Annotated in this window: 22 protein-coding genes and 3 tRNA genes; 6 read left to right on the plus strand and 19 right to left on the minus strand. The window is 44.0% G+C overall.

Translation table 11 applies throughout. From position 1 onward, the window contains the following. Nucleotide 1 precedes the first annotated feature (1 nt). Nucleotides 2–409, plus strand: coding sequence for a nuclear transport factor 2 family protein (locus LVD17_RS26790; RefSeq protein ID WP_233763203.1), 408 nt, complete (start codon nt 2–4; stop codon nt 407–409). A gap of 85 nt (nt 410–494) precedes the next feature. On the opposite strand, the gene LVD17_RS26795 is transcribed toward LVD17_RS26790, so the two are convergent. Beyond that, nucleotides 495–839 (minus strand): hypothetical protein, encoded by a 345-nt coding sequence (locus tag LVD17_RS26795; protein ID WP_233763205.1) that lies wholly within the window; start codon nt 837–839, stop codon nt 495–497. A gap of 135 nt (nt 840–974) precedes the next feature. Between LVD17_RS26795 and LVD17_RS26800 the strand changes: the two genes are divergently transcribed. Both LVD17_RS26800 and LVD17_RS26805 read left to right on the plus strand, forming a co-directional pair. After that, the gene (locus tag LVD17_RS26800) at nt 975–1,769 is read left to right on the plus strand and encodes an alpha/beta fold hydrolase (protein ID WP_233763207.1); all 795 of its coding nucleotides are present in this window, start codon (nt 975–977) and stop codon (nt 1,767–1,769) included. Between the two features lie 285 nt (nt 1,770–2,054). Further along, nucleotides 2,055–2,618: a hypothetical protein gene (locus LVD17_RS26805; RefSeq protein ID WP_233763209.1), complete on the plus strand. Its 564-nt coding sequence runs from the start codon at nt 2,055–2,057 to the stop codon at nt 2,616–2,618. Between the two features lie 322 nt (nt 2,619–2,940). Here the strand turns inward: LVD17_RS26805 and LVD17_RS26810 are convergent, their stop codons facing one another. After that, nucleotides 2,941–4,482, minus strand: coding sequence for a GH39 family glycosyl hydrolase (locus LVD17_RS26810; protein WP_255702540.1), 1,542 nt, complete (start codon nt 4,480–4,482; stop codon nt 2,941–2,943). Nucleotides 4,483–5,247: 765 nt separating this feature from the next. On the opposite strand from LVD17_RS26810, the gene LVD17_RS26815 reads away from it, so the two are divergent. Beyond that, complete coding sequence (locus LVD17_RS26815; protein ID WP_233763213.1) at nt 5,248–6,309, plus strand: Cif family virulence factor; 1,062 nt, start codon at nt 5,248–5,250, stop codon at nt 6,307–6,309. Nucleotides 6,310–6,489: 180 nt separating this feature from the next. Here the strand turns inward: LVD17_RS26815 and LVD17_RS26820 are convergent, their stop codons facing one another. Further along, on the minus strand, nt 6,490–7,551 hold the full coding sequence (locus LVD17_RS26820) for an SMI1/KNR4 family protein (protein ID WP_233763224.1): 1,062 nt from the start codon (nt 7,549–7,551) through the stop codon (nt 6,490–6,492). Between the two features lie 43 nt (nt 7,552–7,594). Here LVD17_RS26820 and LVD17_RS28540 point away from each other — a divergent pair, with 43 nt between their 5' ends. Then, on the plus strand, nt 7,595–7,729 hold the full coding sequence (locus tag LVD17_RS28540) for a hypothetical protein (protein WP_255702541.1): 135 nt from the start codon (nt 7,595–7,597) through the stop codon (nt 7,727–7,729). Between the two features lie 183 nt (nt 7,730–7,912). On the opposite strand, the gene LVD17_RS26825 is transcribed toward LVD17_RS28540, so the two are convergent. The 14 genes from LVD17_RS26825 to LVD17_RS26890 all read right to left on the minus strand — a co-directional run bounded on the left by LVD17_RS26825 (nt 7,913) and on the right by LVD17_RS26890 (nt 18,249). After that, on the minus strand, nt 7,913–8,311 hold the full coding sequence (locus tag LVD17_RS26825) for a hypothetical protein (RefSeq protein WP_233763226.1): 399 nt from the start codon (nt 8,309–8,311) through the stop codon (nt 7,913–7,915). 266 nt (nt 8,312–8,577) lie between these two features. Further along, nucleotides 8,578–8,838: a phosphopantetheine-binding protein gene (locus LVD17_RS26830; RefSeq protein ID WP_233763228.1), complete on the minus strand. Its 261-nt coding sequence runs from the start codon at nt 8,836–8,838 to the stop codon at nt 8,578–8,580. Nucleotides 8,839–8,846: 8 nt separating this feature from the next. Further along, a complete protein-coding gene (locus LVD17_RS26835) occupies nt 8,847–9,542 on the minus strand; it encodes a 4'-phosphopantetheinyl transferase family protein (protein WP_233763230.1) in 696 nt (231 codons plus the stop codon). A 57-nt stretch (nt 9,543–9,599) separates the two neighbouring features. Continuing rightward, nucleotides 9,600–10,532: an alkaline phosphatase family protein gene (locus tag LVD17_RS26840; RefSeq protein ID WP_233763232.1), complete on the minus strand. Its 933-nt coding sequence runs from the start codon at nt 10,530–10,532 to the stop codon at nt 9,600–9,602. Nucleotides 10,533–10,604: 72 nt separating this feature from the next. Beyond that, on the minus strand, nt 10,605–10,769 hold the full coding sequence (locus tag LVD17_RS26845) for a hypothetical protein (protein WP_233763234.1): 165 nt from the start codon (nt 10,767–10,769) through the stop codon (nt 10,605–10,607). Nucleotides 10,770–10,788: 19 nt separating this feature from the next. After that, a complete protein-coding gene (locus tag LVD17_RS26850; RefSeq protein ID WP_233763236.1) occupies nt 10,789–12,063 on the minus strand; it encodes a beta-ketoacyl synthase N-terminal-like domain-containing protein in 1,275 nt (424 codons plus the stop codon). Nucleotides 12,064–12,141: 78 nt separating this feature from the next. Next, entirely contained in the window at nt 12,142–12,408 is a 267-nt protein-coding gene (locus LVD17_RS26855; RefSeq protein ID WP_155173908.1) for an acyl carrier protein, read from the minus strand. 54 nt (nt 12,409–12,462) lie between these two features. Further along, nucleotides 12,463–13,194, minus strand: a complete 732-nt coding sequence (locus tag LVD17_RS26860; RefSeq protein WP_233763238.1) for an MBL fold metallo-hydrolase — start codon at nt 13,192–13,194, stop codon at nt 12,463–12,465. Between the two features lie 31 nt (nt 13,195–13,225). Further along, a tRNA-Cys gene (locus tag LVD17_RS26865) sits at nt 13,226–13,298 on the minus strand. Nucleotides 13,299–13,490: 192 nt separating this feature from the next. Beyond that, a tRNA-Cys gene (locus LVD17_RS26870) sits at nt 13,491–13,563 on the minus strand. Nucleotides 13,564–13,743: 180 nt separating this feature from the next. Continuing rightward, nucleotides 13,744–13,817: transfer RNA gene (locus tag LVD17_RS26875), tRNA-Cys, on the minus strand. A 79-nt stretch (nt 13,818–13,896) separates the two neighbouring features. Continuing rightward, nucleotides 13,897–15,054: an ACP S-malonyltransferase gene (gene fabD / locus LVD17_RS26880; RefSeq protein WP_233763240.1), complete on the minus strand. Its 1,158-nt coding sequence runs from the start codon at nt 15,052–15,054 to the stop codon at nt 13,897–13,899. 85 nt (nt 15,055–15,139) lie between these two features. Next, nucleotides 15,140–16,102 (minus strand): acyltransferase domain-containing protein, encoded by a 963-nt coding sequence (locus tag LVD17_RS26885; RefSeq protein ID WP_233763243.1) that lies wholly within the window; start codon nt 16,100–16,102, stop codon nt 15,140–15,142. Nucleotides 16,103–16,836: 734 nt separating this feature from the next. After that, nucleotides 16,837–18,249 (minus strand): DUF1302 family protein, encoded by a 1,413-nt coding sequence (locus LVD17_RS26890; protein WP_233763245.1) that lies wholly within the window; start codon nt 18,247–18,249, stop codon nt 16,837–16,839. Nucleotides 18,250–18,782: 533 nt separating this feature from the next. Between LVD17_RS26890 and LVD17_RS26895 the strand changes: the two genes are divergently transcribed. Continuing rightward, nucleotides 18,783–19,004 carry a hypothetical protein gene (locus LVD17_RS26895; RefSeq protein ID WP_233763248.1) on the plus strand — a complete coding sequence of 74 codons (222 nt, stop codon included), beginning with the start codon at nt 18,783–18,785 and terminating at the stop codon, nt 19,002–19,004. 39 nt (nt 19,005–19,043) lie between these two features. Here the strand turns inward: LVD17_RS26895 and LVD17_RS26900 are convergent, their stop codons facing one another. Next, nucleotides 19,044–19,835 carry an enoyl-CoA hydratase/isomerase gene (locus LVD17_RS26900; RefSeq protein WP_233763250.1) on the minus strand — a complete coding sequence of 264 codons (792 nt, stop codon included), beginning with the start codon at nt 19,833–19,835 and terminating at the stop codon, nt 19,044–19,046. Beyond that, nucleotides 19,823–21,082 carry a hydroxymethylglutaryl-CoA synthase family protein gene (locus LVD17_RS26905; protein WP_233763252.1) on the minus strand — a complete coding sequence of 420 codons (1,260 nt, stop codon included), beginning with the start codon at nt 21,080–21,082 and terminating at the stop codon, nt 19,823–19,825. Before LVD17_RS26905 ends, LVD17_RS26900 begins: the two co-directional genes overlap by 13 nt. Between the last annotated feature and the right edge of the window lie 272 nt (nt 21,083–21,354).

Here is a 21,354-nt window from a genome sequence, read left to right on the forward strand (position 1 = left end):
TATGGATGCTTTAAAAAATACACCGCAAAAGTTGCTTCAGTATATGGACGAACGAAAATCTGACGAGCTACTGGCATTGTTTGCGAATGATGTGGACTGGGACATTCCGGGCAATACCAAAGAGATCCCATGGCTTGGGCCGAGAAAATCGAAAGATGAAATTAAGGATTTTTATAACCTGCTTTGGCTCAATACCGAACCTCTGGAGGCCGGTATCCACAAAATTATGTCTGATGAAAACCATGCTGTAATTATAGGGGAATTCAAAACGCTGATGACAGCAACCGGTAAAGTGGTCGAATCATTTTTCTGTATCCATATCACTGTCGAAAATGGACTGATCAGCAGATATCGGCTGTTCGAAAACAGCTTTGCTGTAGCAAAAGCCATGGCTATGAAGCCGGTTTAGGCTCTCTTTAGAAGTTCAAAGGTGGTTTCAAAAGTTCTTTTCAGGCTTTTGAAACCGCACCTTTGGCTTTGTACTACTATGTACCTCATTTCTTATATCCAAAGTATTCAATCATCTCATTGGCCATATAAACAGCCAGGCCCTGGGGATGGCCCAACTGCTGTTTAGCTATCAAATCTGATAGTAAGCGCATGGCCGCTGCCTCTGCTTCAGACTTTAGCGGCACCGCCTTGTCATCTAGATATATGGTTCGCTTCCGCTTCAGGTCAGGTATGGACTCGTCGGTAGCATCATCCATATCGGGAAGCATATCAATTTTTACCTTTTTCCCTTCCCGGGTGATGATGGACAGCATCAAACTGCTTGGCTGCGGGGGCACCCAGAAATTAAGGTCTTTGATCTCATTACATGAAGGTACATCCATATTCATATGTTTACAGGAAGCCCAAATATAATAAAAGATAAGTCATGTTAAGCTGGTGATACTTCTCTATGAATTCACAGGGTTTGTTTATTATTGTAGAGCATTAAAAAATTCATCATTATTACGAAAGTAATCTTTGGCATGCCTCATAAAAGCCCTGACAAGCTCATTCAAATAAACGGTGCTAACCTTTATGTAGAATCAGAAAAGGAATATAAAAATCGTCCTACACTGGTTTTTCTGCATGACTCTCTCGGCTGCGTACAGCTCTGGCGGGATTTCCCAAAAAGGCTTGCAAAGGCAACAGAATGTAATGTATTGATATACGACCGTTTGGGCTATGGCAAATCTGATCCCATGCCAACCCACAAAAGGCCTGTCAATTACATGGAGCTGGAAGCTGATGTACTCCATGATTTACTGATCACTTTAGGTATAGATGATGCCATTTTATTCGGACATAGCGATGGAGGAACCATTGCCTTGCTAGCTGCCAGCAAATATCCCAAAAAGGTCAAAGCAGTAATTTGCGAAGCCGCGCACATTTTTGTGGAGGATATCACGCTCCAGGGCATCTATAAGGCTATGGAGGCGTATAAAATCACCAATCTGCCCATACGACTGGAAAAGTACCACGACAGTAAAGTAGAAACGCTCTTTAAGGCCTGGACCAAAACCTGGACCAGAAGTGACTATCGGGACTGGAATATAGAGTATTGCTTATCCGGAGTCACCTGCCCTCTTTTATTTATCCAGGGCGAGGCAGATGAATATGGTTCATTGCAGCAGGTCGAGAAAACCATAAACCAGGTAAGTGGAAAATCCGAAAAGTATATTATACCGGCTGTCGGTCATACACCTCATAAGGAAAAGCCTGAAGAGGTGTTAGATAAAACCACAAGGTTTATTAATCGCTTAGCTGACGGAATACACTAGCCGATAAACTATTCAAGTACGGAGATATATGTATATATTTTTGATAAGGTTTGCAGAATTAAATCGCGGCTTTACTAAACTTTCAAAGTTTGGTAAAGCTTGACCGTGCTGTAGAACTGGCAGAGAGCAGAGCAATTATTACCCATAAAAACTTACCTTAACAGCATGGCGTCTCAACTGAAATCACCCTTTTATCAATTGAGAAGGCCTTTATATCAATTGACTGATTATTCCTTTCATGGCCGGAAATAGCTTTGTCCCATGCTAAACCAAACTAAATATGTTATGAAAAAATTAATCAATTTTAAAATCTATGCTATTTCGCTATTAGCTGCCGGCTGTCTGGTAGCCTGTATGGATGAGTCAGTGAATGAACCTGCACCGGCAAATCAGCCGGACCCCGATGTGGCAACAGAAGAGCAAACGTATACTATTGAACTTTACAACAACTTTGTCAGGGTGCTGAGGGACATTGAGTCTGATTCCATCATGGGTTATTCGGACTTTGAGCGGGAGTATTTAGGTACCGACAGAGAGGAGCGTACGCTGCTTGAAGAAGAAGTAAATGAGGCTCTAAAAGGAATAGATGCTTCGATAAGTACAAATGGCAAACATGCCAGAATGGAAGGTAATTGTAAGTCGAATGTGGTAAGCCGGTTAACACACTCAAGATTTAAGGCTTTAGGCCGAAGCCGGGCAAGAATATCCTGGTCTAACAAAGCACGGCAAAAGTATGGCTGGAGCTACAGAAAATGGTCGAAGGCCAAAAACAAGGGTTATCAGCTCAATGTAGACGGGACTCAGTTTCTCCTATACAAGTACAGGGCTTTCGGTACACCTTGTAATTAAAAGATAAAATTGGTAAAACCGTTTAGTTAATGGTGTTATGGTTTAAGGCTCCTTTGGATTTCTATCCTTTGGAGCCTGTTATTTTCATGACAATAAGTGCGGTTTACTGATTTTCAGTTGGCCACAGGGGCTCAAGTTGATCCTGCTTTACCTTATCTCACTGGCAAGCTTTATGTTGCAAACCCCTAATTTCTTTCTAATTCACCCACTCCACAGGTAATGCTTGACCCGCAATAATCTACTGCTCCCACATGCACTTATACTCAGGAGGATCCAAATCAAAAGTATCGTGTTTTGTAACTCATTTCACTAATACTACGACTTATAATTTTACTAAATTCAATAAGAAAACATCGTTTTCGCGAATATCCAGTTCCCTGGAGAATGTCTCTCCTGATTTAACTTTTACTATTTCAGATAAGAAAGGAGAACCATCGTTTAGATTTTTGATTTGCTCCACCTGTTGTCTTGAAAGCTGCGAGGGCCTGCCCAGGTCCACATAGCTTGTGTGGGCATCATTGCTTCGGTACCCTACTCTGTAAACTTCAAGCGAATAATTCCCTTCCGGAACACCGGCAATGTTCACTTTGAGTTTGCCTTTCGCCCTGGCAGGCAGGTCGCGGATGAAATACTGCTGGTTGTTGACAGAATCCGGAAGTGTATAGGTATAGTCCCACGCCAGTACCTGGATGTTCCCCTCCTGATCTTTACAAACCCAGGATTCAGGATCCTTATTGGCCAGTTCGATGTTTCCCAACCGGTTCAAAAACTGATAAGCATAGAAAACCGGCTTGTTGATCCCCTGGGTCGTGAGCATACCAAAACCTCCATGAAAAGCTTCGAAACGCGGCCCCGGCTCTTCAAAAATATCGGTGAATACCCAATAAGACATAGAGTTTGCCGCATCTCCTGTTTGTTTCATTTTTTGAAGCACGTAGGCCGCTTCGTGGTAGCTGTCGTGAACTGGGTCTGCCGGGGTATAGGAGGCGCTCCATTCAGTATAATGTAACTCCAGGTCAGGCTTTACCGAACTGGCAATTTCCTTCCGGGATTGTAGCACATCACCACTTACTGCAAATTCTTCTTTGCCCAACACAGTCCCGGCATGGCCGTATTCATCAAGAAATCCCTGGTTTACCCCGTAAGCATGTGTGCTGATAAAATCTAACGGCGCCTTATTCTTATCACAAAATTCGATAAATTCCGGCTCCCAGGCAGCGCCGGCAGTAGCCGGACCCCCAACACGATAATCCTGATTAACACTTTTAACAGCTCTTGCTGCATATTCATACAACCTAAAATATTCTTCCTGAGTCCCCGTCCAGAATCCCGGTGTAAGGTTGGGTTCATTCCAGACCTCGAAATACCAGGTTTTCACCTCGTCCTCACCGTATCGCTCTGTAAAATGTTGAACGAGATTTTTTACAAGCGCCCCCCACTTGTCATAGTCTTTTGGAGGCGTTACGTTCCCTTTCCACCAGAAAACAGTCTGCACGCCACTTGCCAGCGCATTGGGCATGAAACCTAACTCAACAAATGGCTTTATTCCAATGGAATGCAGGAAGTCGAACAAGGCATCTACATACATGTAGTTATACTTAGGGTTGCCGTTCTGGTCTTCCGTGTAAACTGCCATGTCGTCGGTGAACAGTCCATGCATGCGGATGTATTTGAAACCACACTCATTTTTCACATAAGTCAACTGCTGTTGCCAGTCGGCACGCAGTCCTTCATTGGCACGACCGGCGCCTACACATTCCTTAAACATGGTGTTTAAAGGACCCTCTTCAACAGTATAATCCACATTGATTGTCCTTTCACGGGGCGGTGTTTTTTTGTTTGCTTTGCGTTGGGCCAGAGCCATGCACGAGACAAGGCAAGCAAGGGCTAGTAAAGAATAACGATTCACTTTTAGTTTATACTTTAATTAATTATTATATGTCTATTTCTGAAGAATGGGAATTGATGTCTTAACTTTTTATTTTATAAATAATTGGTCAATCAAACTATATGATAACATACAGATTATCATAAAACGAATACAGGCTCATCTACTGCATAGTTGTCTGCAAGATACAATCTCACCACATGAATGAGGGGGTGCTAATGTATTTAAATGGGGGTTACAATGTTGCAAAACAAAAACAACGTCTTCAAAAGTGGCTTTTAGAGCCTTTATTTTTATCCACCGACAGTAAGGTTATATTGCTTTCCACCACCACAGTCTCGCAGCTGAGGTCTGCTTGTTTTGTCCCTACAGAACTTATAGCTGGTGCAAGTGTTTAGTTTAGCGCCACTTGTACTCCTGATATGGTCCTGGTAATAACCGAGGTTTGGGATGCTCTGCCGGGCTTTTCATAAGCATCTTTTGACACGAAGTCCTTACCGAGAACACTTCCAGGTATAACTCCTTCCCGTTAAATATATTTAGATTACAACCGCTCACCGGACATATCCTTTTTTTGTTCACTTTGACAAAAATCATAGTTTGCTGAAGGCCAATTCATTACAAATTACCTGCAATATTGTCCCCCTTTTTGTCCCGACTTAAACGGTCAAGTAGTAAAATATTTTTAAGAGTATTGGGTCTGATCTTATCTTTTTTTATTAACCAAAACCTATTAAGCAAATGAAAACTTGTAAAACAAATTTGACATCTTGTAAAACAGGAGCTATTCCAATTACCCGTATTCTTCCACTTTTTAGTATTATCATGGCTACGATGTTGCTAATACTTACAGGTTGTGAAGGATTGGAAAGTGACCTGAACGTTGACTCATCAAAAGTAAGTACGGAAAATAGTTCAAACCCAATGACGAACCTGGAAGAAAGCAGGCCTGTCAGTGAAAAATGCCTGACGATTGGTCAGGAAATTACTGATCGAAACAATGTTTACGAAGCAGCTTTTATTGCTAAAGATGTGGATCTAATGTACAACTACTTATGGACACCGACCTACTTCCAACTCGGCCATTATTACGATGCTGACCGTGATAAGCTACTTGAAGAAATAACCCAGCTTTTTACGGTCAGAGAAGGAGGATTGTATTCGCTTGATCTCGAATCATATGACCGGTTTGTGCACGATAATGTAGTTTACGACATTGGAGCTTATGACAATACAGGGGTGGCCAGTGGAGTAGAGTTCGCAATCAAGGGTTATTATTTAATGCGTTGGGAAAAGGGATCTGACGGCATTTGGCGTGTGGACAGAGTTGTTGCCGGAGACCGGGAACCGGAAGTTGAGATTAGCCGGACCACTGATAGCGGACCCGTATTATGTCAAAAAAAACGTGGAAATCTCGAAAGTAAAGATGAAACCAGTAAGGAAATTACCAAGAGGCAGGAAGCATATTTAGAAGCCCTTATCTCAAGTAATGCGTATAATGCATACAAATTTTATACAAAAGATTTTCGAAATGTTTCTCCCGGACTGGAGGTTGACCGCGACGGGCTGGATGAGTATTATCGTCAATTATTTGCGACGGGTGAGATAGTATCGTATAATATAAATTTGTATGACCGATTTGTACATGGCAATGTAGTTTATGACATGGGAAAATCAGAACTCACTACCGTGATTAACGGCGTGCAGTCTATGATAAGATATAACTATGCTGTAAGATGGGAGAAGGGACATGATGGTGAATGGCGTATAGACAGGATTCTAAATACCCCTCCTGTTAACTAACCTTTGAAGAAAGGTTGTAGAAAACTCACAATCATACAATTAAAACAGGGAATAGCTAATAGGAAGCCAAGGCAGAAAGGCTATTTTTGCGAATTTATCACTGAAAGGGTACAAGTGGTTAGCATAGCGGCCACTGTACCTTTTCTGTCTTTAGGTTTGAACCGGATTATTTAAAACGCTTTACACTCCGTTCCTAAGGATAAACTCAAACTTCTCAGTTCCCTCACCTTTAATAAGGTCAATTTCCTTTTGTATAAGATCAGCCAAAGAATCAGCTACCACATTACGCTGCCAGGACTCATTCTGTAGCTCAATGATCTGTCCGTATGTTCCCTCGTCACTTGGATCTGTATCAAAAAGCAGGTAGTCGCCGTTTCTACCAGTGGCAAAAGGGACCCATTTTGGGTTGGCATAATCATCTGCCTTCACTTTTGGAGAAAAGTCTTCCAGATCCTCTTTCGCTATGTCGTCACCAAATTGCAGATATTGTATGCTTTGCCATTCTTCTGCTATATCCTTAAAAGGAATAAGATCATAACCCCAGCCATTGACAGAAAAGCTGAAGGCGGAGGTAACGGCATCGTATTCTACATTATGTATTTTATAAAAATTAATGAGCGCCTCGGGTATTACCGTATCATCATCAAGTTTTGAGTGCCCTTTTATATCTTCTTTGGTGATTCCGTGGGTAAGGTTATAGTATTCATTGTCATCAGGCACAACCCTGGTTGTTTCTGCAATCCACGCCTCCCATAGCGGTACGAAATATTGAAATTCATCATCAACAGGCAGACGTTCGAACTTTTCCTTTTCTGCTTCCTGGTATCCGCTGAAGTCAATAGTCTCAATACTGCCTTCCTCCAGACTAAACCAGGCGCTGACACCATTGGATACGAGCGCGCCATCCTTGTCGCCCTTAAATAGTTTTACACGTTCATCTTTATGAGCGCGGTAATCACTGATGATCTCCTCACCTTTGAACAGGAGTTGTCCCTGAAAAACTTGTTTTGGGCTAAACTTATACTCCTGTTGCTCCAGGCTTACTTGCAGGCCTTCTGACATTTTGCCTTCTTTTGAGTATGCCACAATACCCAGGTCATCCCAGGTAAAAATATTATTGTATTTGGCTTTAAAGTGCCGGCATTCGCCCAATAAATCTTTCAGTTGTTCAACCCTTACCGGAAACGTTAAGGTTTCCCCATTGATTTGAAATCCGCTTTCAGATAGAGCTATTTTTATCATGATGTCTGTTTCGTGTGATGTATGGGGCTAACTTACTGGAAAAATGCTAATTAGAGAAAAATTCAGGGTGGGCTATGTGGGTTATGGAAAGCTGACCGGCTTAGAGCTTCCTGAGAATGAATTGCTCAATGGAGGTTTCTGCCCGGCTCTTAGTAAGTTCCCTCGTGCCTCGGGATGACTTTCTGGGTGGGGAGTGGGAAATGACCATAATTGCCAATTCTATTTAAGCAATAGCTGGTGCAAGTGTTTAGCGTAGCGCCACTTGTACCCTCTTTTATCAGTTTTCAGACTGCAGGCATTCCAGAGATCTATAAACTCCTTTATATAATGAATCCAAATCACCTAAAGCTCGGACAAAAAATCAACCATTAATACCTAATGTTCTTCTTAATTCTTTTAAATCCAGGCTTGCCATTATGAAGTTATACTTGATACCGCTTAAATTAATCCAATATAATGCTGGTAACCATGAGGACCTAATGCTATCTATTTTATCTAATCCGCATTCATTTCTAAAAAAAAGATTTCCGAAGTAGACCTTTCTCTGCTTCATATCAATTTTAAGATAAATCGTTTTGAAATTTATAAATACAACCTGCATTACCCATAGAACGCCAAAAAACAATAAAACCATTAATCCGTGAAATTCATTCTCTCGCTGAAGCAATTCAAATAAAACTAGATAAAATATTATAAATATTGCCTGGATTGAGATTCCAAGGTAGTATATAAATTTCGATGTTAAGGTTATATATCTCAAATTACGACTTTGCGGTTTCATCAAACTTCAAATATACACTAAAATGGCCTGTTATCTTTTAGCTTCAATTGTTGATAAACAAAAAAAAGCCGACCAGTACTGATCGACTTTTTGAGAAACTAGCCAACGAAACAAAAATGTAAGACTTCTTCTTTGGTGGTTTAAGGTGGTTATTTGGAAGACACAGGGATGCCAGGCTCCTTCGGGGAAGGAGCTTTGTACTTATTGTGGGTTAGGAAAATTTACGTGCATAACACGCCTGATTTTTATGCGCTTTTCTGCATCTCGCTTATTTTACTTGCGAATATGGCCGCAAGTTCGCCCAGGTCATTGGCCTGGTGAAATTCGTATGCGGGAACGGTTATGGATAACTCTTCCTGCATTCTGGCGATTAACTCTGCACGGCCTATGGAATCCATGCCTAAGGGTGACAACATTGAGGCTCGTGTAATCGGGCCATGCTCTACATCTGCAGTAATTTCTGCCACGTGAGCTGCAATCAGATCGTAAATGTGATTTTCAGTCATTTGCATATTTATTTAAGTTGAACTAATTTCTGACTTAACCGGGTCGCTATATGCGCTTCGTAAAAATTTATGGAGTGAAATTTATATGCTGCTACCTGATTGGTGGCGAGTGCGGCACTGTAACCGTGGACATAGTCCAGCTCATTCACAAACCACAGCCTGTCATCAAACTGTACGGTATTGTTCTTTACCTCGAGTTCATCCAATGGTATGTAAAACCCTCTGCCATCAGCCTTGATCACACTTTCTTTGATGGTCCAGTACTTATAGAAGGTTTTTAACGGGGTAGCTGCGTCATTGATTTCTTCCCATTGATCCCGGGTCATGATGTTGCGAAAGTGTGTAAGGTTCACTTTTCTGTTTTCCTCAATATCTATACCCAGCCGGATATTCTTAGCTATGGCGCAGACCACATAATCGCCGGAATGGGAGATGTTAAAATCATAATCGGTCAGGGTCAGGTATGGCCGTTTGTAATCATTATACATGATATTTTCCCAGATGTCACCTTCTATACCAAAATGCCTGAGGGCTTCGATCAACAACAATCTCCCAAACAGATGGGCATGACGGTTCTGCCACCTCAGGTAGCGCATGTTCTGTTCCCTTAGCTCCTGAGAAAGCAACGACAGGTAGTCGGAGAAGGCACGCTGCCGGAGAGGCTCCTTAAATGACGTGGAAAATATGTGTACTGTGGGTATCATGGCTATTCTTCAGGTCGTATTTCATATGGACAATTCGGCTCCAACACTGGCAAATCACTAAAACGCTTCAAATTCAGCCACAGGTGCTGTGTTAAACAACCTGGTAAACATGGTATTAAAGATCTGGTCAATGGCATTTACCTGTTGAAAGTGATATGCTTCATTACCTATAAAGATCAACGGGACCGGATTTTTACTATGACCGCCAAAAGACAGGTCTTCTATATTGCCATGGTCACTGGATATCAAAACGTTCACATTTTCGGGCTTGTCATTAAGCACGCCTCCGAGGAACTCGTCGAATACTTCCAGAAATTTAATGGATTGCTCCATGTCTTTCTTATGACCTATCAGATCGGGCAAAAAGCACTCAAATAGCACCAGATCATAATCGTTGGTCAGGTTTTTAAGATTTTCACCTGCTTTGTATGGTGCGATCAAAGGCACTCGGCCATTAGGTTTACCTTGTAATGTGATGTTGGTTATGTCCCAATGTACCGCTCTGTTTTCAATAAGATCGTCAAGAGTATTAAAATTGGTTTTGGAGGCTAAAACACATCGTGTAGTTACGCTATAATTGGGAGAAGTTTTGTCAAATGACTTGAAGAAACCATCCGTGTAAGAATTGGCAAAGATACTTTTGATATGGTTTTCTTTCGCAAATTTGAATATCGAGCGTTTGTTGATCAGTGATATCAGTTGATCATTGGGATAAGCCATCAGGTGATAGCCCAGATGTGCCTGTGCGTTAAAACCTGTAAACAAAGATGTTTGTCCTGTGGCACTTTGCGGTATGCCGTCAACGCCCAGGCAGGCATCTATCCCTTTTACCAGGAGGTTTGGTTCCTCAATATGGGTGTTGCCGGTCAGCCGTTCTCCCATAAGCCCCATCAGTGTAGGCATAGAGGCTTTGGTCAAAGGATTTAAATCAACATCCTGACCTATCCCTATGCCATCCAAAAAAATAAATATCAATTTATTTTCCATCATCTCTTCATTTTGCTTTTGCTGAATAATGGTAATGCACTGAGGAACGGACAATTGCCCACTCCATCAGTGCTATTACACGGGTTGCACTTCTTTTAGATCCAAATAGCCGTTGTAGTCTTTCATGTAGATGGCTGCCCGATGACCAAACAGTACCATGACCTCTGTACAAGTTTCAGGTTCGGCTTCGTAAAAACCGGAGGTCAAGCCTTGCCTGAGACATAGGTATATTTTCTTCATAGTTAACTTAATTTTCAGTTCAGTTTTTAGCCCGTTCTAAAACAACAGAGGTATTGATACCGCCAAAGCCAAAGGAGTTGCTTATAGCTACATTGATCTGATGGTCGATAGCCTCGGCACCACAAAATTTAAGGTCTTTACGCACCGGATCTTCCAGGTTGAGGTTAGGGTGAAGAAAGCCTTCCTGCATCTGCAAAACAGTAGCGATCACCTCCACCATACCGGCCGAATACAGACAGTGGCCCGTAAGGCCTTTGGTAGCATTGAGCCAGGCCTCTCGCTTTCCAAGCACCTGACTGATAGCCTCTGCTTCGGTAATATCTCCAAGGGATGATGAACTGCCATGGGTATTGATATAATCTACATCCGCTGCTGACAACCCGGCCTGTTCAAGTGCCGACTGCATTGCTTTTGCTTCTCCGGTCACATTGGGATTGGCAGAACTGTTACTGTCAAGGTTCATAGCACCGCCCCTGACCTCTGCCAGAAATGGTACTCCTCTTTTGGCAGCACTGGTTTCTGATTCAAAGATTACACATGCACTGGCCTGCCCGTAAATGAAGCCTTCATGCTGCTTATCAAAAGGCCGGCAGGCTTTCGCAGGCTGATCACCATATTTTTTCCCTCCCATGGCCCCTATATTGATAAAGCCCTGGATATCCATAGGTGAAAGATCGGCTAAAGTGCCCACCACCACGCATACATCTGCAAAGCCGGAAAGCACTTGCCGGTATCCTTTAATGACACCTACATTTCCGGTGGCCGAGGCCCCTCCCACTACAAACCCTTCACCCTGTATGCCAAACAGTTCGCTCAGTACGCCAACCTGATTGGTCTCCAAAAACTCAAGTGCATACCTGGGCGACAGGTATTCGGGATTTTCCCTGAATTTCGGGATCAGGTCGTATTGATAATTCTGGGTACTGTTTTGTCCGGCCACAATTAACCCCGTTCGCTCCGGTAAAGCTTCTTTATCAAACAGTCCGGCCTTTTGCCATGCCTCCAGAGCTGATATGATGGAGGCTTGAATAACAAATGGAGCTCTTTGACCCAGTTTCCGGGCATGCTGCAGTTTTTCATCCGGTATATTTGTAAAACGGCCCAGGGATTCTGAAAAGGCGAAATCATGTATTTCAGCAGCAATATCAACAGACACCTTGGGTTCTCTGGCATTTGTCGTTTGTCTGATACCGCACTTGCCGTTCTTTAAGGAATCACAAAATGAGGAAAGGTCTCTTCCTATAGACGATACTATCCCCATCCCGGTAATTCCTACTTTATTGGTCTTTAGCATTGTTTATCGCGCATTACATAATAAGAAAAGTAAATAGGTAGCTCAGGCCGGTTTCAGCCTGGTGTAATTGCGGATAAATTACAGGGTATCGCTTTCGCTGACAGTAGCGTAATTCATATTTAATACATCCACCAGCCCCTCAATATTGCTTACATGTGCAAAGCTCATCAAGGGTATTTTCAAGCCCAGCTCTTCCATCGACATGGTCACAACTTCCATTCTGTCAATTGAGTTGGCACCCAGGTCTTTTAAACTGATATCCAGTGTAACCTGCTCTGGTCCTACATCTGGAAGTACTTCCATTACTATCTTTTTCACTACTTCAAATACGTGTTCTTTTGACATGATCTTCTATTTTAATTGGTTTTACTTTAATGTTATTTTTCAATCACTCCTGGTTTACCTAAAATCGAAAAAGCTCAACCTGTTTTGGCCTTTTCTTAACCGGTATGCGGTAAAATCATATTTGTTTTTGAACTGCAGGTAGATATTGTCTTTCAATACCTGCGAAAACTTTTGACCCGGCTGCCTGCCATAGCTATGTCCTGGAAAAATAAGTGTTTCGGGTGCGAGCCTGGTTTTGAGGTGTTCAAGGCTTTCAAACATATTGTGTGCGGCCTCCATATCCGGGCAAAGTCCGCAGCCTTCTGCAAACAGTGTGTCGCCGGTAAACAGGTTATTACCTACCAGATAGCACATGCCCCCTGGGGTATGGCCTGGCGTCAGTATCGGCTGTATCTGGATCTGCCCCACAGACCAGGGCCTCGGATCGATGCCTACCAACTGCGGCGCATAGAACCCGGAATCAGCAATTTCTTCATTAGACATCCAGACCGGGCAATGGTGCTTTTCCGCCAGGGGTCTGGCCAGATCGGTATGGTCCGGGTGGGCATGGGTAAGCAAAATCCCGCTCAATGTAGTACCGGTATCTTCCAGGGCATGGTCGATCTTTTCCATGTTCCACGCCGGATCTACAATCACCGATTGGTTGGTAATGTTATCAACTATCAGATAGCTATAGTTGACCATCGATACATAAGTCATTCTCAGTACAGCAACTTGTATTACCCCTCTGAATCCTGCGTCTATGTAATGAATACCCCTCTCTAAGTCTTCAAACTTCATTGACATATAAATAAGTCGTTTAAACTGTATGTTTTAGAGGCGCCGAGTGGACTCGAACCACTGAATAAAGGCTTTGCGGGCCTTTCCCTTAGCCGCTTGGGTACAGCGCCTTGTACTTTCTTAAATGTCCTTCTTGCAGGTTTTCCGTTGAGGGAAATGCCTGCTTTACATGAAGGCTTCTGGCTTGAGCTTAGTGAGTTCCCTGATGCATACCCATGACTTTCCTGATGGTCATGCGGGCAATGAAAGGACTACTCCGCCTAAGCAATGACTCCTGAAACTTTTTCAGTTCATTATTTTAGAGGCGCCGAGTGGACTCGAACCACTGAATAAAGGCTTTGCGGGCCTTTCCCTTAGCCGCTTGGGTACAGCGCCATGTGCTTTCTTAAAATGGCCTTCTTACAGGTTTTCCGTTCAGGGAAAAGCCTGCTCTACATGAAGGCTTCTGCCTTAAGCTTAGTGAGTTCCCTGGTGACTCATAATGATTTTCCGGGTGCTCATCCGGAAAATGACAGGAACTAACTCATTATTAAGCTATTGACATTAAATTTTTAGAGGCGCTGAGTGGATTCGAACCACCGAATAAAGGTTTTGCAGACCTTCCCCTTAAACCACTTGGGTACAGCGCCGAGTTTGCATAGCAATATAATAAAAAGTAATATTTATTTACTTCTTATTTTTTATAAAATGCAAACTAATTTTTATTATTTACTTTACAGTTTCTATTTCTGTTAAATCGAAGTATCCATTGTAGCCTTTCATGTAAACCGCGGCACGATGGCCAAACAGTACCATCGCCTCAGTGCGCGTTTCCAGCTCGTCTTCATAAAAGCCGGAGATCACTTTAGTACCTACCGGATGTGCCTCGTTCCATCGCTCTACCAGGGTTACTGCATCAGTGTGCTGCTTTGGCTTTGATCTTTCGGTAATCGACCTGCCCCTGGACGTTGCCTTTTCACTTTCCTTTGAGACTTTCTCCTCACTGGCTTTAGCTTCTGTTTTTCCGGAAGCATTTTTCTCGTAATCCTTTTTAATATAGCCGATCAGCTTAGTCAGCACATCTCCTACGCCAAGTTCTTCAAATTCTGTAACCCCCTGATCCAGCAGGTAGGTCATGCTTTCTGACCATCTTACGCTGTTAGACAACTGGTCTATCAGGTGCTGGGCTACATTTTTAAACTCATAGGGCTTGCCGGTTACGTTGGCAATCACGGGTATTTTTGGTTTCGAAAATTTAGTCTTCTTTACCTGCTTTCCAAACTCTGCAGCAGGTTCTTTCATGTAGCGCGAATGAAACGCTCCGCTGGTATTCAAAGGAATGAACATGGTATTGGCATTTTCAAAGAATGACTGGGCTTTGTTGATGTCTTCGCGCAAGCCTGAAACTACGATCTGGCTGGGTGCATTCAGGTTTGCAATGTCTATGGTAGTCAGCTTAGCGTCCTTCAGGATTTCCATGATCTGTGCTTCAGAGGAATTTAAAACTGCAGCCATTCCTCCATTTTTGGCCTGGCTCATCAGTTCGCCCCGCTTTTTCACCAGCTTAAGACCGTTTTCAAAGCTAAATACTCCGGCAGCTTCCAGGGCATTGTACTCTCCCAAACTATGACCTGCCAAAAAATCCGGTTTTTTTTCACCGTCTTTTAGCTTTTTCTGGTATGAAAGGGCATTGACCACATAAAGCGCAGGCTGGGTAAATTGGGTTTCGTTCAGTTGTTTGTCAGGATCGTTCAGGCAAAGCTCTTTGATAGAGTATCCCAGTATCTTATCTGCTTTTTTAGTCAGCTCGGGAAACTCATCAAAAAGGTCGCCTCCCATGCCTTTTCTTTGTGAGCCTTGTCCGGGGAATACGTATGTTTTCTTCATGGTTATTTTAGGTTTTTAGATTCTCGTAATTATTTATTTTTTAAACTCCTTCCTGCCAGATGTCCAGGAGGAGAAATATCATATATCAGTATGTATGACTAAGCAGGTTGGTTTTCAACCTGTCGATATTGAGCAGGTCTCTGCCAAACTGGTTGAGCACCTGCAAAGAGACAGAGCCTGAATCTGGCGGAAGAATGTATTTTACAAAGGTAGCCAGGGTACCGCTCGGCCCCACATCTATGAAAATATAATCGCCTGTATCCAAAACCCTCCTCACGGTCTGTTGAAAATTAACCGGGTGCCGGATAGCCTTCCACAGGTAGTCTCCATCCGGTTGCTGTACTATTCCTTCACTCAAGGAAGAAATCATAGGCACTTTGGGTGCTGAGATGCTGACGTTATGAACAAGCTGTTTGCATTCTTCTTCAATCGGGTCTATAAGCGCTGTATGGAAGCCGTATTTAACCGGCAGGATTTGAGACATTATACTTTTCTTGTTCAATTCTCCGTGCAGTTGCTGTATTGTCCCGGGCAAGCCACTGACCACAAAATTTTCAGTGAAATTCTCCGCGGTCAGCCAGCAGTCGTGGAAAAGTTCAGGGTAGGCTGCCATCAATGATTTCTGCCCCATAACTGCCAGCATGGCTGCGGGCTGGGTCTTTTCATCAGTCAGCCTGGCAATATCTACTGCCAGCCTGATCCCGTCTTCCAGTGAAACTGCCTCTGACGCTACGGCTGCTACCAGCTCGCCAACGCTGTAGCCCATAAGGAAATCCGGCTTAATATTCATTTCATTGAGCACTTTGGTCAGGCTGTACTGGATGCATAGCAAGGCTGGCTTGGTATGCAGTACGTTGTCAAAGGGCTCGCCCTTGCCTTTGCCTCTGTATAGGATGTTGGTCAGTGAGGTTTTAATGATGGGTTGAACGATTTCGTCGCACTGATCCATCCACTGCCTGAACTTGGGATGGTTCTCATAGAGTTCCTTACCCATCTGGTAGTATTGGGACCCTTGCCCGGAATACATGAATATGATCTTTTTTTTCATTAAATGCTGGTTTTGAAATTGCTGCTTTTATGGCTTTTCTGCTTTAAAAACGCAGAGTCCTCTGCGAGAGACTCTGCTCGGAAGTAAGCAAGAAACTCTGCCGGGAAATATGTAGAGACTCAGCCCAGAAGTAGCTGGGAAATAGTGTTAATAATTGTAAACAATGTTGCCAACCTCCAAATTATATCACTTGCACTGCCTTAACTGTCCACTTGAGGGGACTGCAGGGGTGTTTTGCCGATATTACCAGTCCACTTCACTATCAGTACCTGCAAACCTCTCCTTACCACAAAGTCTTCATGACGATAGGGAGGATCTACCTAAGTGGTTTTTTTGTTGTGTTTCCTGCATGTTATAACCTTTGTTTTTGAACGACGCAGAGTCCTCTACGAGAGACTCTGCTCGGAAATAAAGTAGGAGACTCTGTTCGAAAGTAATTAACTTCCTAACCTTCCTAATGGAGAACGCCCTCCGGCCTACGGCCACCTGGATTTGTGTATTTTTCAATATGGCGATTAATGTTCTTAATTACCTCTTCTTTGTATTAATTCTTTGTTGTATTTCCTGCATATTAGGGCTTTTGGGCCTTGGAAGACGCAGAGTCCTCTGCGAGAGACTCTGCTTGGAAGTGTGTTAATAATGAGTAAACGATATTGCTTACCTCCAAATTTATTACTTGCACTGCCCTAACTGTCCCCTTGAGGGGACTTCAGGGGTGTTTTACACCGTGCAAATCAAAACTGGTACTGGATTTTGAGCACTGCTTGCTTTTGGGTTCGGTAAATGTAAAGTCCGCTGTTTGGGTCATCGGTAAAGGGCATTAGCATATCAAAATACAGTGTGGTACGGTCATTCCAGTTGTAGGAGGTTGACAGTATATTGAAAAAAGTGGTATAGGGGCCATTGTACATGGAGGCCAGGTTAATGGATAGATCACCTTTCATAAGTTCTTTGCTCAGGGCGGCCAGCAGCATGTAGTTATTTCTGGGCTGCCCTTGTATGCTTTCGTTCCAGTCCATAATGTGATAGTTTACGGCTTCGAGGCTTATGGTAAAGCTGTTGTTCATATAATAATCTACTCCCAGTGAGGCATCGAGTGCATTCTTCTCCACAATTTGAAATGACTCATCGTTATAAGCTTTTTTGGATTTTATGGCGGTTTCTCCTTTAATAAGGAAATTGCTGATGGCCCTGTTGAAGGTAAACCCGGCCATATGGAAGCGATGCTTACCCCTGGTGATCAGTTCGGGGTTCACCATCCGCAGGGCAAATTCATTGTTGATCAGGCTGGCGGCCATGATACTGATGTCGCTCTTTCCAAAGGTTTTCTTCCATCGCAATCCAAACTCAAAATGGTTGTCATCATCAGATTCCTGCTGGTATTTGACGGTTCCGTTAAAGGGTTCGTAGTAGTAGCCTGTCCCTTCTTTGGGATGCTCGTTAAACTTCGGGTCAGGGGTAAAAAATGCACTCCAGTCACCGGATTCCGAATAGTGGTCTACTGTAATGATGGGCTGGCCTATCCTCAGCTCATCGATGCTCAGGCTTAGTGGCTCCCGGTAATCGAGCCTGCTTACTTCGTTGGTGACAATGGCAAAATCGGACTCTCCCCATACCAGGGTCTGGATACCGGCGCGTATGCTTGTTTTGCCAAAGCTGGCCTGCAAAAAGGCCTCCCGCGTTCTTCCTCCGAAGGAAAACTCGGTTTCTTCTGTATTGTCATTGAACCAGTAGGAGATCTGCCTGGCCCGATGGTCATTTTTCAGGAAGGTAAAAATCTTCGTGTCTACCTGTAGTGAAAAATGATCGAAAAAGGACCGTGAATATTCGAGTCTGTATGAAAGCCTGTTGTTCATTACCCTGTCTGGTTTGGTTACTTTGTAGGCCAGCTCGTATTTCAGCCCGATACGCATCGGATCGAGGATGTATGAGTTTAAAAAGGATTCCTTTTCTTCTACGACCAACTCGTCGGGTGAACTACTAAAAACGGGTGCTTCACTTTCTGAAAAGTCCAGTTCGGGGGTATCAAAATCTTCCCATTCGGTTGTGTCACTTTCCACCGGTGTCTGGCTGTAGACAGTGGTAAAAGTGATCATTGAGATCATGATAACAAGTAGTGTATTGACGGTATTGAGGCGACTCTTCATGCTTTCCTCTAAATGATAGATTTAATTAAAATTTGCTTTTTCCTTATCTATAGAACCCCGTTCCAAAAACCGCTCTATGCATATTCATTAAATACAGAACTAAACGGCGGCTTTACTAAACTTCCGAAAGTTTGGTAAAGCTTAGCTGCCCGGGAGCCCTGGCGGCAGTAATATCTCCAGGCAGAGGTTATTACTCCCTTTCAGGGCTCAGAATGGCACTGCTTTTTAAGCGGTCCCTCCCCCTTAGAGCTTCTCTTGTGGGTGGCTGTCGGGGGACAGCCACCGGGGTTAAAGACAGAACTAAACGGCGGCTTTACTAAACTTCCGAAAGTTTGGTAAAGCTTAACTGCCCGGGAGCCCTGGCGGTAGTAATATCTCCAGGCAGAGGTTATTACTCCCTTTCAGGGCTCAGAATGGCACTGCTTTTTAAGCGGTCCCTCCCCCTTAGAGCTTCTCTTGTGGGTGGCTGTCTGAGGACAACCACCGGGGTTAAAGACAGAACTAAACGGCGGCTTTACTAAACTTCCGAAAGTTTGGTAAAGCTTAACTGCTCAGGAGCCCTGGCAGTAGTAATATCTCCAGACAGAGGTTATTACACCCTTTCAGGGCTCAGAATGGCACTGCTTTTTAAGCAGTCCCTCCCCCTTGGAGGCTCTCTTGTGGGTGGCTGTCTGGGAACAGCCACCGGGTCAGGGGGAACTACCGGAACCAGAGTCTGCCTTAAAAAGGATTACCCCTCCGAAAACTATAGATAATTTTCAAAGCCAACTATAGCCATACTTCCAAAACGTTATTTACCCGGCTTCCCAGGGGAATTGTCCGGTTTTTACGAACCTTGTAATTTTATCCAGGTTGTTTTGGTCTGAGAACACTTCGATGTTGGCTGCGAGGGCTTCTGCTTTGGAAGCCTCGGGAAAATCGTTGAGCTTGTTCATGTAATTTTTATAGCGGGCTACTCCCTCTTTGGAGAGCAACCGCAACCTTAACAGGTGTTTTCTCAACAGGTTTTCACTTTTGTCTTCATAGGCATCTACCAAACCCCAGTCGCAGGCTTGTTTTGCCGATACGGGCTGGGTCATCAGGGTCATGTAATGTGCCTTTGAAAAACCTACCTTTCGTATCAAAAACGGTAATACGCAGGCAGGCATCAGGCCGAACAGTAACTCTGACAGGCTGAATACTGCCCTTTCTTCACAGAGCACAATATCGCAGGCTGCCACAAAGCCAATACCTCCGGCATTAGCTTTCCCCCTGACATGGGCAATGGAAACATAGGGACCGGAAGCCAGCTTCATCCACAGGTTGTACATCGGTTCGGGGTTCTGCTCCTGGTGGCCATTCCCATTGTCAAGGCTTTGCTGAATACTCTTGAAGTCTGCCCCGAAACAAAATACTTCTGGGGAGCCTTCCACTACCACGATCTTGGCCTGGTCTTCACATTGGTCAAGTACGTCACTAAACTCTTCCACGAGGCTGTCGTTAATGGCGTTGTTGGCCTCGGGACGGTCGATCTGAATAAAACAAATGTCATCTTCAAACCGGACCTTGATGGTTTCGTAAGTTGCTACATTGCTTAAGACACCCATTCGTACTCTCTTTTAAATTCCTTGATCTCTTTCAAAAACAGTGTCTCCCTGCCCATGGCTTTCCTGGACTGAGGTATGAAACTGGTATCGAGTGTTACATTGCGGGTTCCGAATTTCACCGCATTGCTGCCTACAAGCAGGTTTTCGTATTCGTCCATGGTCAGCTCGTACCTTTTGTCGAACTGTTCTTTGATCTTGAATTTTTTCAGGCTTTGCTGGCTTTCTTCGCTCACCACACCGCTGAAAAACTCGGAACAACAGCCAGAACCGTAGGAGAAGCACCCTACCCTTTGTGCTGCTGTAAAGTTGCCGTTCTCAATGGTGCTGGCAAGGGACATCATAGCGGTAGCGCCCATGATATTGCCTATCCGCTGGCAGTAGACCAATCCTGGTACCACGCGGGTCTCGAAATCGGCTTCAATGTCCTGAGTCTTTGCTTTCACTGTTTTCCGCATCAGATTGCGGTGTGCTCCCTTGACCATGCCTCCGAATGGGGTATGAAAAGCCAGATAGCTGAAAGTTTTGGCGTAATCTGCCTCGGGCACCCTTTTCTGATATTCGTAAAATGCATTTTCACAGCAGTCCAGGTAAGAAAGCAGTGACAGATCTGAGTCTCCCGCCTCACCATCAGTGGTAGGCCTGCAAGTGTCCATAACCTGGTAGCCGTAATAGCCATTAGCTCCGATATCTACCTGGAACACATAGGGTGTTTCACTCACGATCATCGCTACAGCTCCGGCACCACCGCTAGGCTCGGCAAAAGACCATTCCATGGTGAGTGCATCCCCTCCTTCTTCGATCATGAAGCGGGATACATCAGTGGCAATCACCAAGGCTTTGGCTCCGGGTGAGGTCTGCGAAAGAATGAAATTAACGGCCATCTGAAAGCCGGCCACTCCGGAGTAACATGCATTCTTGAGCTCAAACAGTCGACAGTTGCGGTTCAGGCCCAATATTTCATGAAAATAGGTACTCATTGATTTGCCAAAGTCGAAGGACGACTCCGTACATGAGATGACCAGCTCTATGCGGTCTTTCTCTTCCGGACTCAGGGCATCAATAAGTGGTTTGGCGGCATTTACTCCATAAGTAACCGGGTCTTCATAAGGTAAGGCCACGGTCTTCTCCTTCATCAGGAGGTTCTTAAACCTGGAGGTATCCAGGTTCCTGTGTTCGGCAAGCTTCTCTACATCTAAAAAAGTAGTGCCTGCGAAAACATTCATAGCTTCAATTCCTGCTACACGCATATATTTTTATTACAGTTAATGGTTGAAAAATTTTTACTGGGTGCTGGTTACTGGTGGCTGGGTACTAGTTTCTGGTTTCTGAAAAAACACCCCTAAAATCCCCTCAGGGGATAGTAGTCTCATAGAAATGTTCAGAATCCAGATTCTTCTTATACCCGTTCACTGTTACCGGTCAAACTATAGATTCTCCTGCCTTCCGACTTCGGTCTTCGATCTTCCGACAGCTCACCGTTTACTAATTACCGAATACTGATTACCAAACACCGGTCACC

It is taken from the genome of Fulvivirga ulvae (assembly GCF_021389975.1).
Lineage (GTDB): Bacteria > Bacteroidota > Bacteroidia > Cytophagales > Cyclobacteriaceae > Fulvivirga > Fulvivirga ulvae.

What these genes read in the sequence shown, in the direction of transcription:
- LVD17_RS26790 (WP_233763203.1), top strand. Translation starts at nt 2, where the DNA reads ATGGATGCTTTAAAAAATACACCGCAAAAGTTGCTTCAGTATATGGAC.
- LVD17_RS26795 (WP_233763205.1), bottom strand. Translation starts at nt 839, where the DNA reads ATGAATATGGATGTACCTTCATGTAATGAGATCAAAGACCTTAATTTC.
- LVD17_RS26800 (WP_233763207.1), top strand. Translation starts at nt 975, where the DNA reads ATGCCTCATAAAAGCCCTGACAAGCTCATTCAAATAAACGGTGCTAAC.
- LVD17_RS26805 (WP_233763209.1), top strand. Translation starts at nt 2,055, where the DNA reads ATGAAAAAATTAATCAATTTTAAAATCTATGCTATTTCGCTATTAGCT.
- LVD17_RS26810 (WP_255702540.1), bottom strand. Translation starts at nt 4,482, where the DNA reads ATGGCTCTGGCCCAACGCAAAGCAAACAAAAAAACACCGCCCCGTGAA.
- LVD17_RS26815 (WP_233763213.1), top strand. Translation starts at nt 5,248, where the DNA reads ATGAAAACTTGTAAAACAAATTTGACATCTTGTAAAACAGGAGCTATT.
- LVD17_RS26820 (WP_233763224.1), bottom strand. Translation starts at nt 7,551, where the DNA reads ATGATAAAAATAGCTCTATCTGAAAGCGGATTTCAAATCAATGGGGAA.
- LVD17_RS28540 (WP_255702541.1), top strand. Translation starts at nt 7,595, where the DNA reads ATGCTAATTAGAGAAAAATTCAGGGTGGGCTATGTGGGTTATGGAAAG.
- LVD17_RS26830 (WP_233763228.1), bottom strand. Translation starts at nt 8,838, where the DNA reads ATGACTGAAAATCACATTTACGATCTGATTGCAGCTCACGTGGCAGAA.
- LVD17_RS26835 (WP_233763230.1), bottom strand. Translation starts at nt 9,542, where the DNA reads ATGATACCCACAGTACACATATTTTCCACGTCATTTAAGGAGCCTCTC.
- LVD17_RS26840 (WP_233763232.1), bottom strand. Translation starts at nt 10,532, where the DNA reads ATGATGGAAAATAAATTGATATTTATTTTTTTGGATGGCATAGGGATA.
- LVD17_RS26845 (WP_233763234.1), bottom strand. Translation starts at nt 10,769, where the DNA reads ATGAAGAAAATATACCTATGTCTCAGGCAAGGCTTGACCTCCGGTTTT.
- LVD17_RS26850 (WP_233763236.1), bottom strand. Translation starts at nt 12,063, where the DNA reads ATGCTAAAGACCAATAAAGTAGGAATTACCGGGATGGGGATAGTATCG.
- LVD17_RS26855 (WP_155173908.1), bottom strand. Translation starts at nt 12,408, where the DNA reads ATGTCAAAAGAACACGTATTTGAAGTAGTGAAAAAGATAGTAATGGAA.
- LVD17_RS26860 (WP_233763238.1), bottom strand. Translation starts at nt 13,194, where the DNA reads ATGTCAATGAAGTTTGAAGACTTAGAGAGGGGTATTCATTACATAGAC.
- fabD (WP_233763240.1), bottom strand. Translation starts at nt 15,054, where the DNA reads ATGAAGAAAACATACGTATTCCCCGGACAAGGCTCACAAAGAAAAGGC.
- LVD17_RS26885 (WP_233763243.1), bottom strand. Translation starts at nt 16,102, where the DNA reads ATGAAAAAAAAGATCATATTCATGTATTCCGGGCAAGGGTCCCAATAC.
- LVD17_RS26890 (WP_233763245.1), bottom strand. Translation starts at nt 18,249, where the DNA reads ATGAAGAGTCGCCTCAATACCGTCAATACACTACTTGTTATCATGATC.
- LVD17_RS26900 (WP_233763250.1), bottom strand. Translation starts at nt 19,835, where the DNA reads ATGGGTGTCTTAAGCAATGTAGCAACTTACGAAACCATCAAGGTCCGG.
- LVD17_RS26905 (WP_233763252.1), bottom strand. Translation starts at nt 21,082, where the DNA reads ATGCGTGTAGCAGGAATTGAAGCTATGAATGTTTTCGCAGGCACTACT.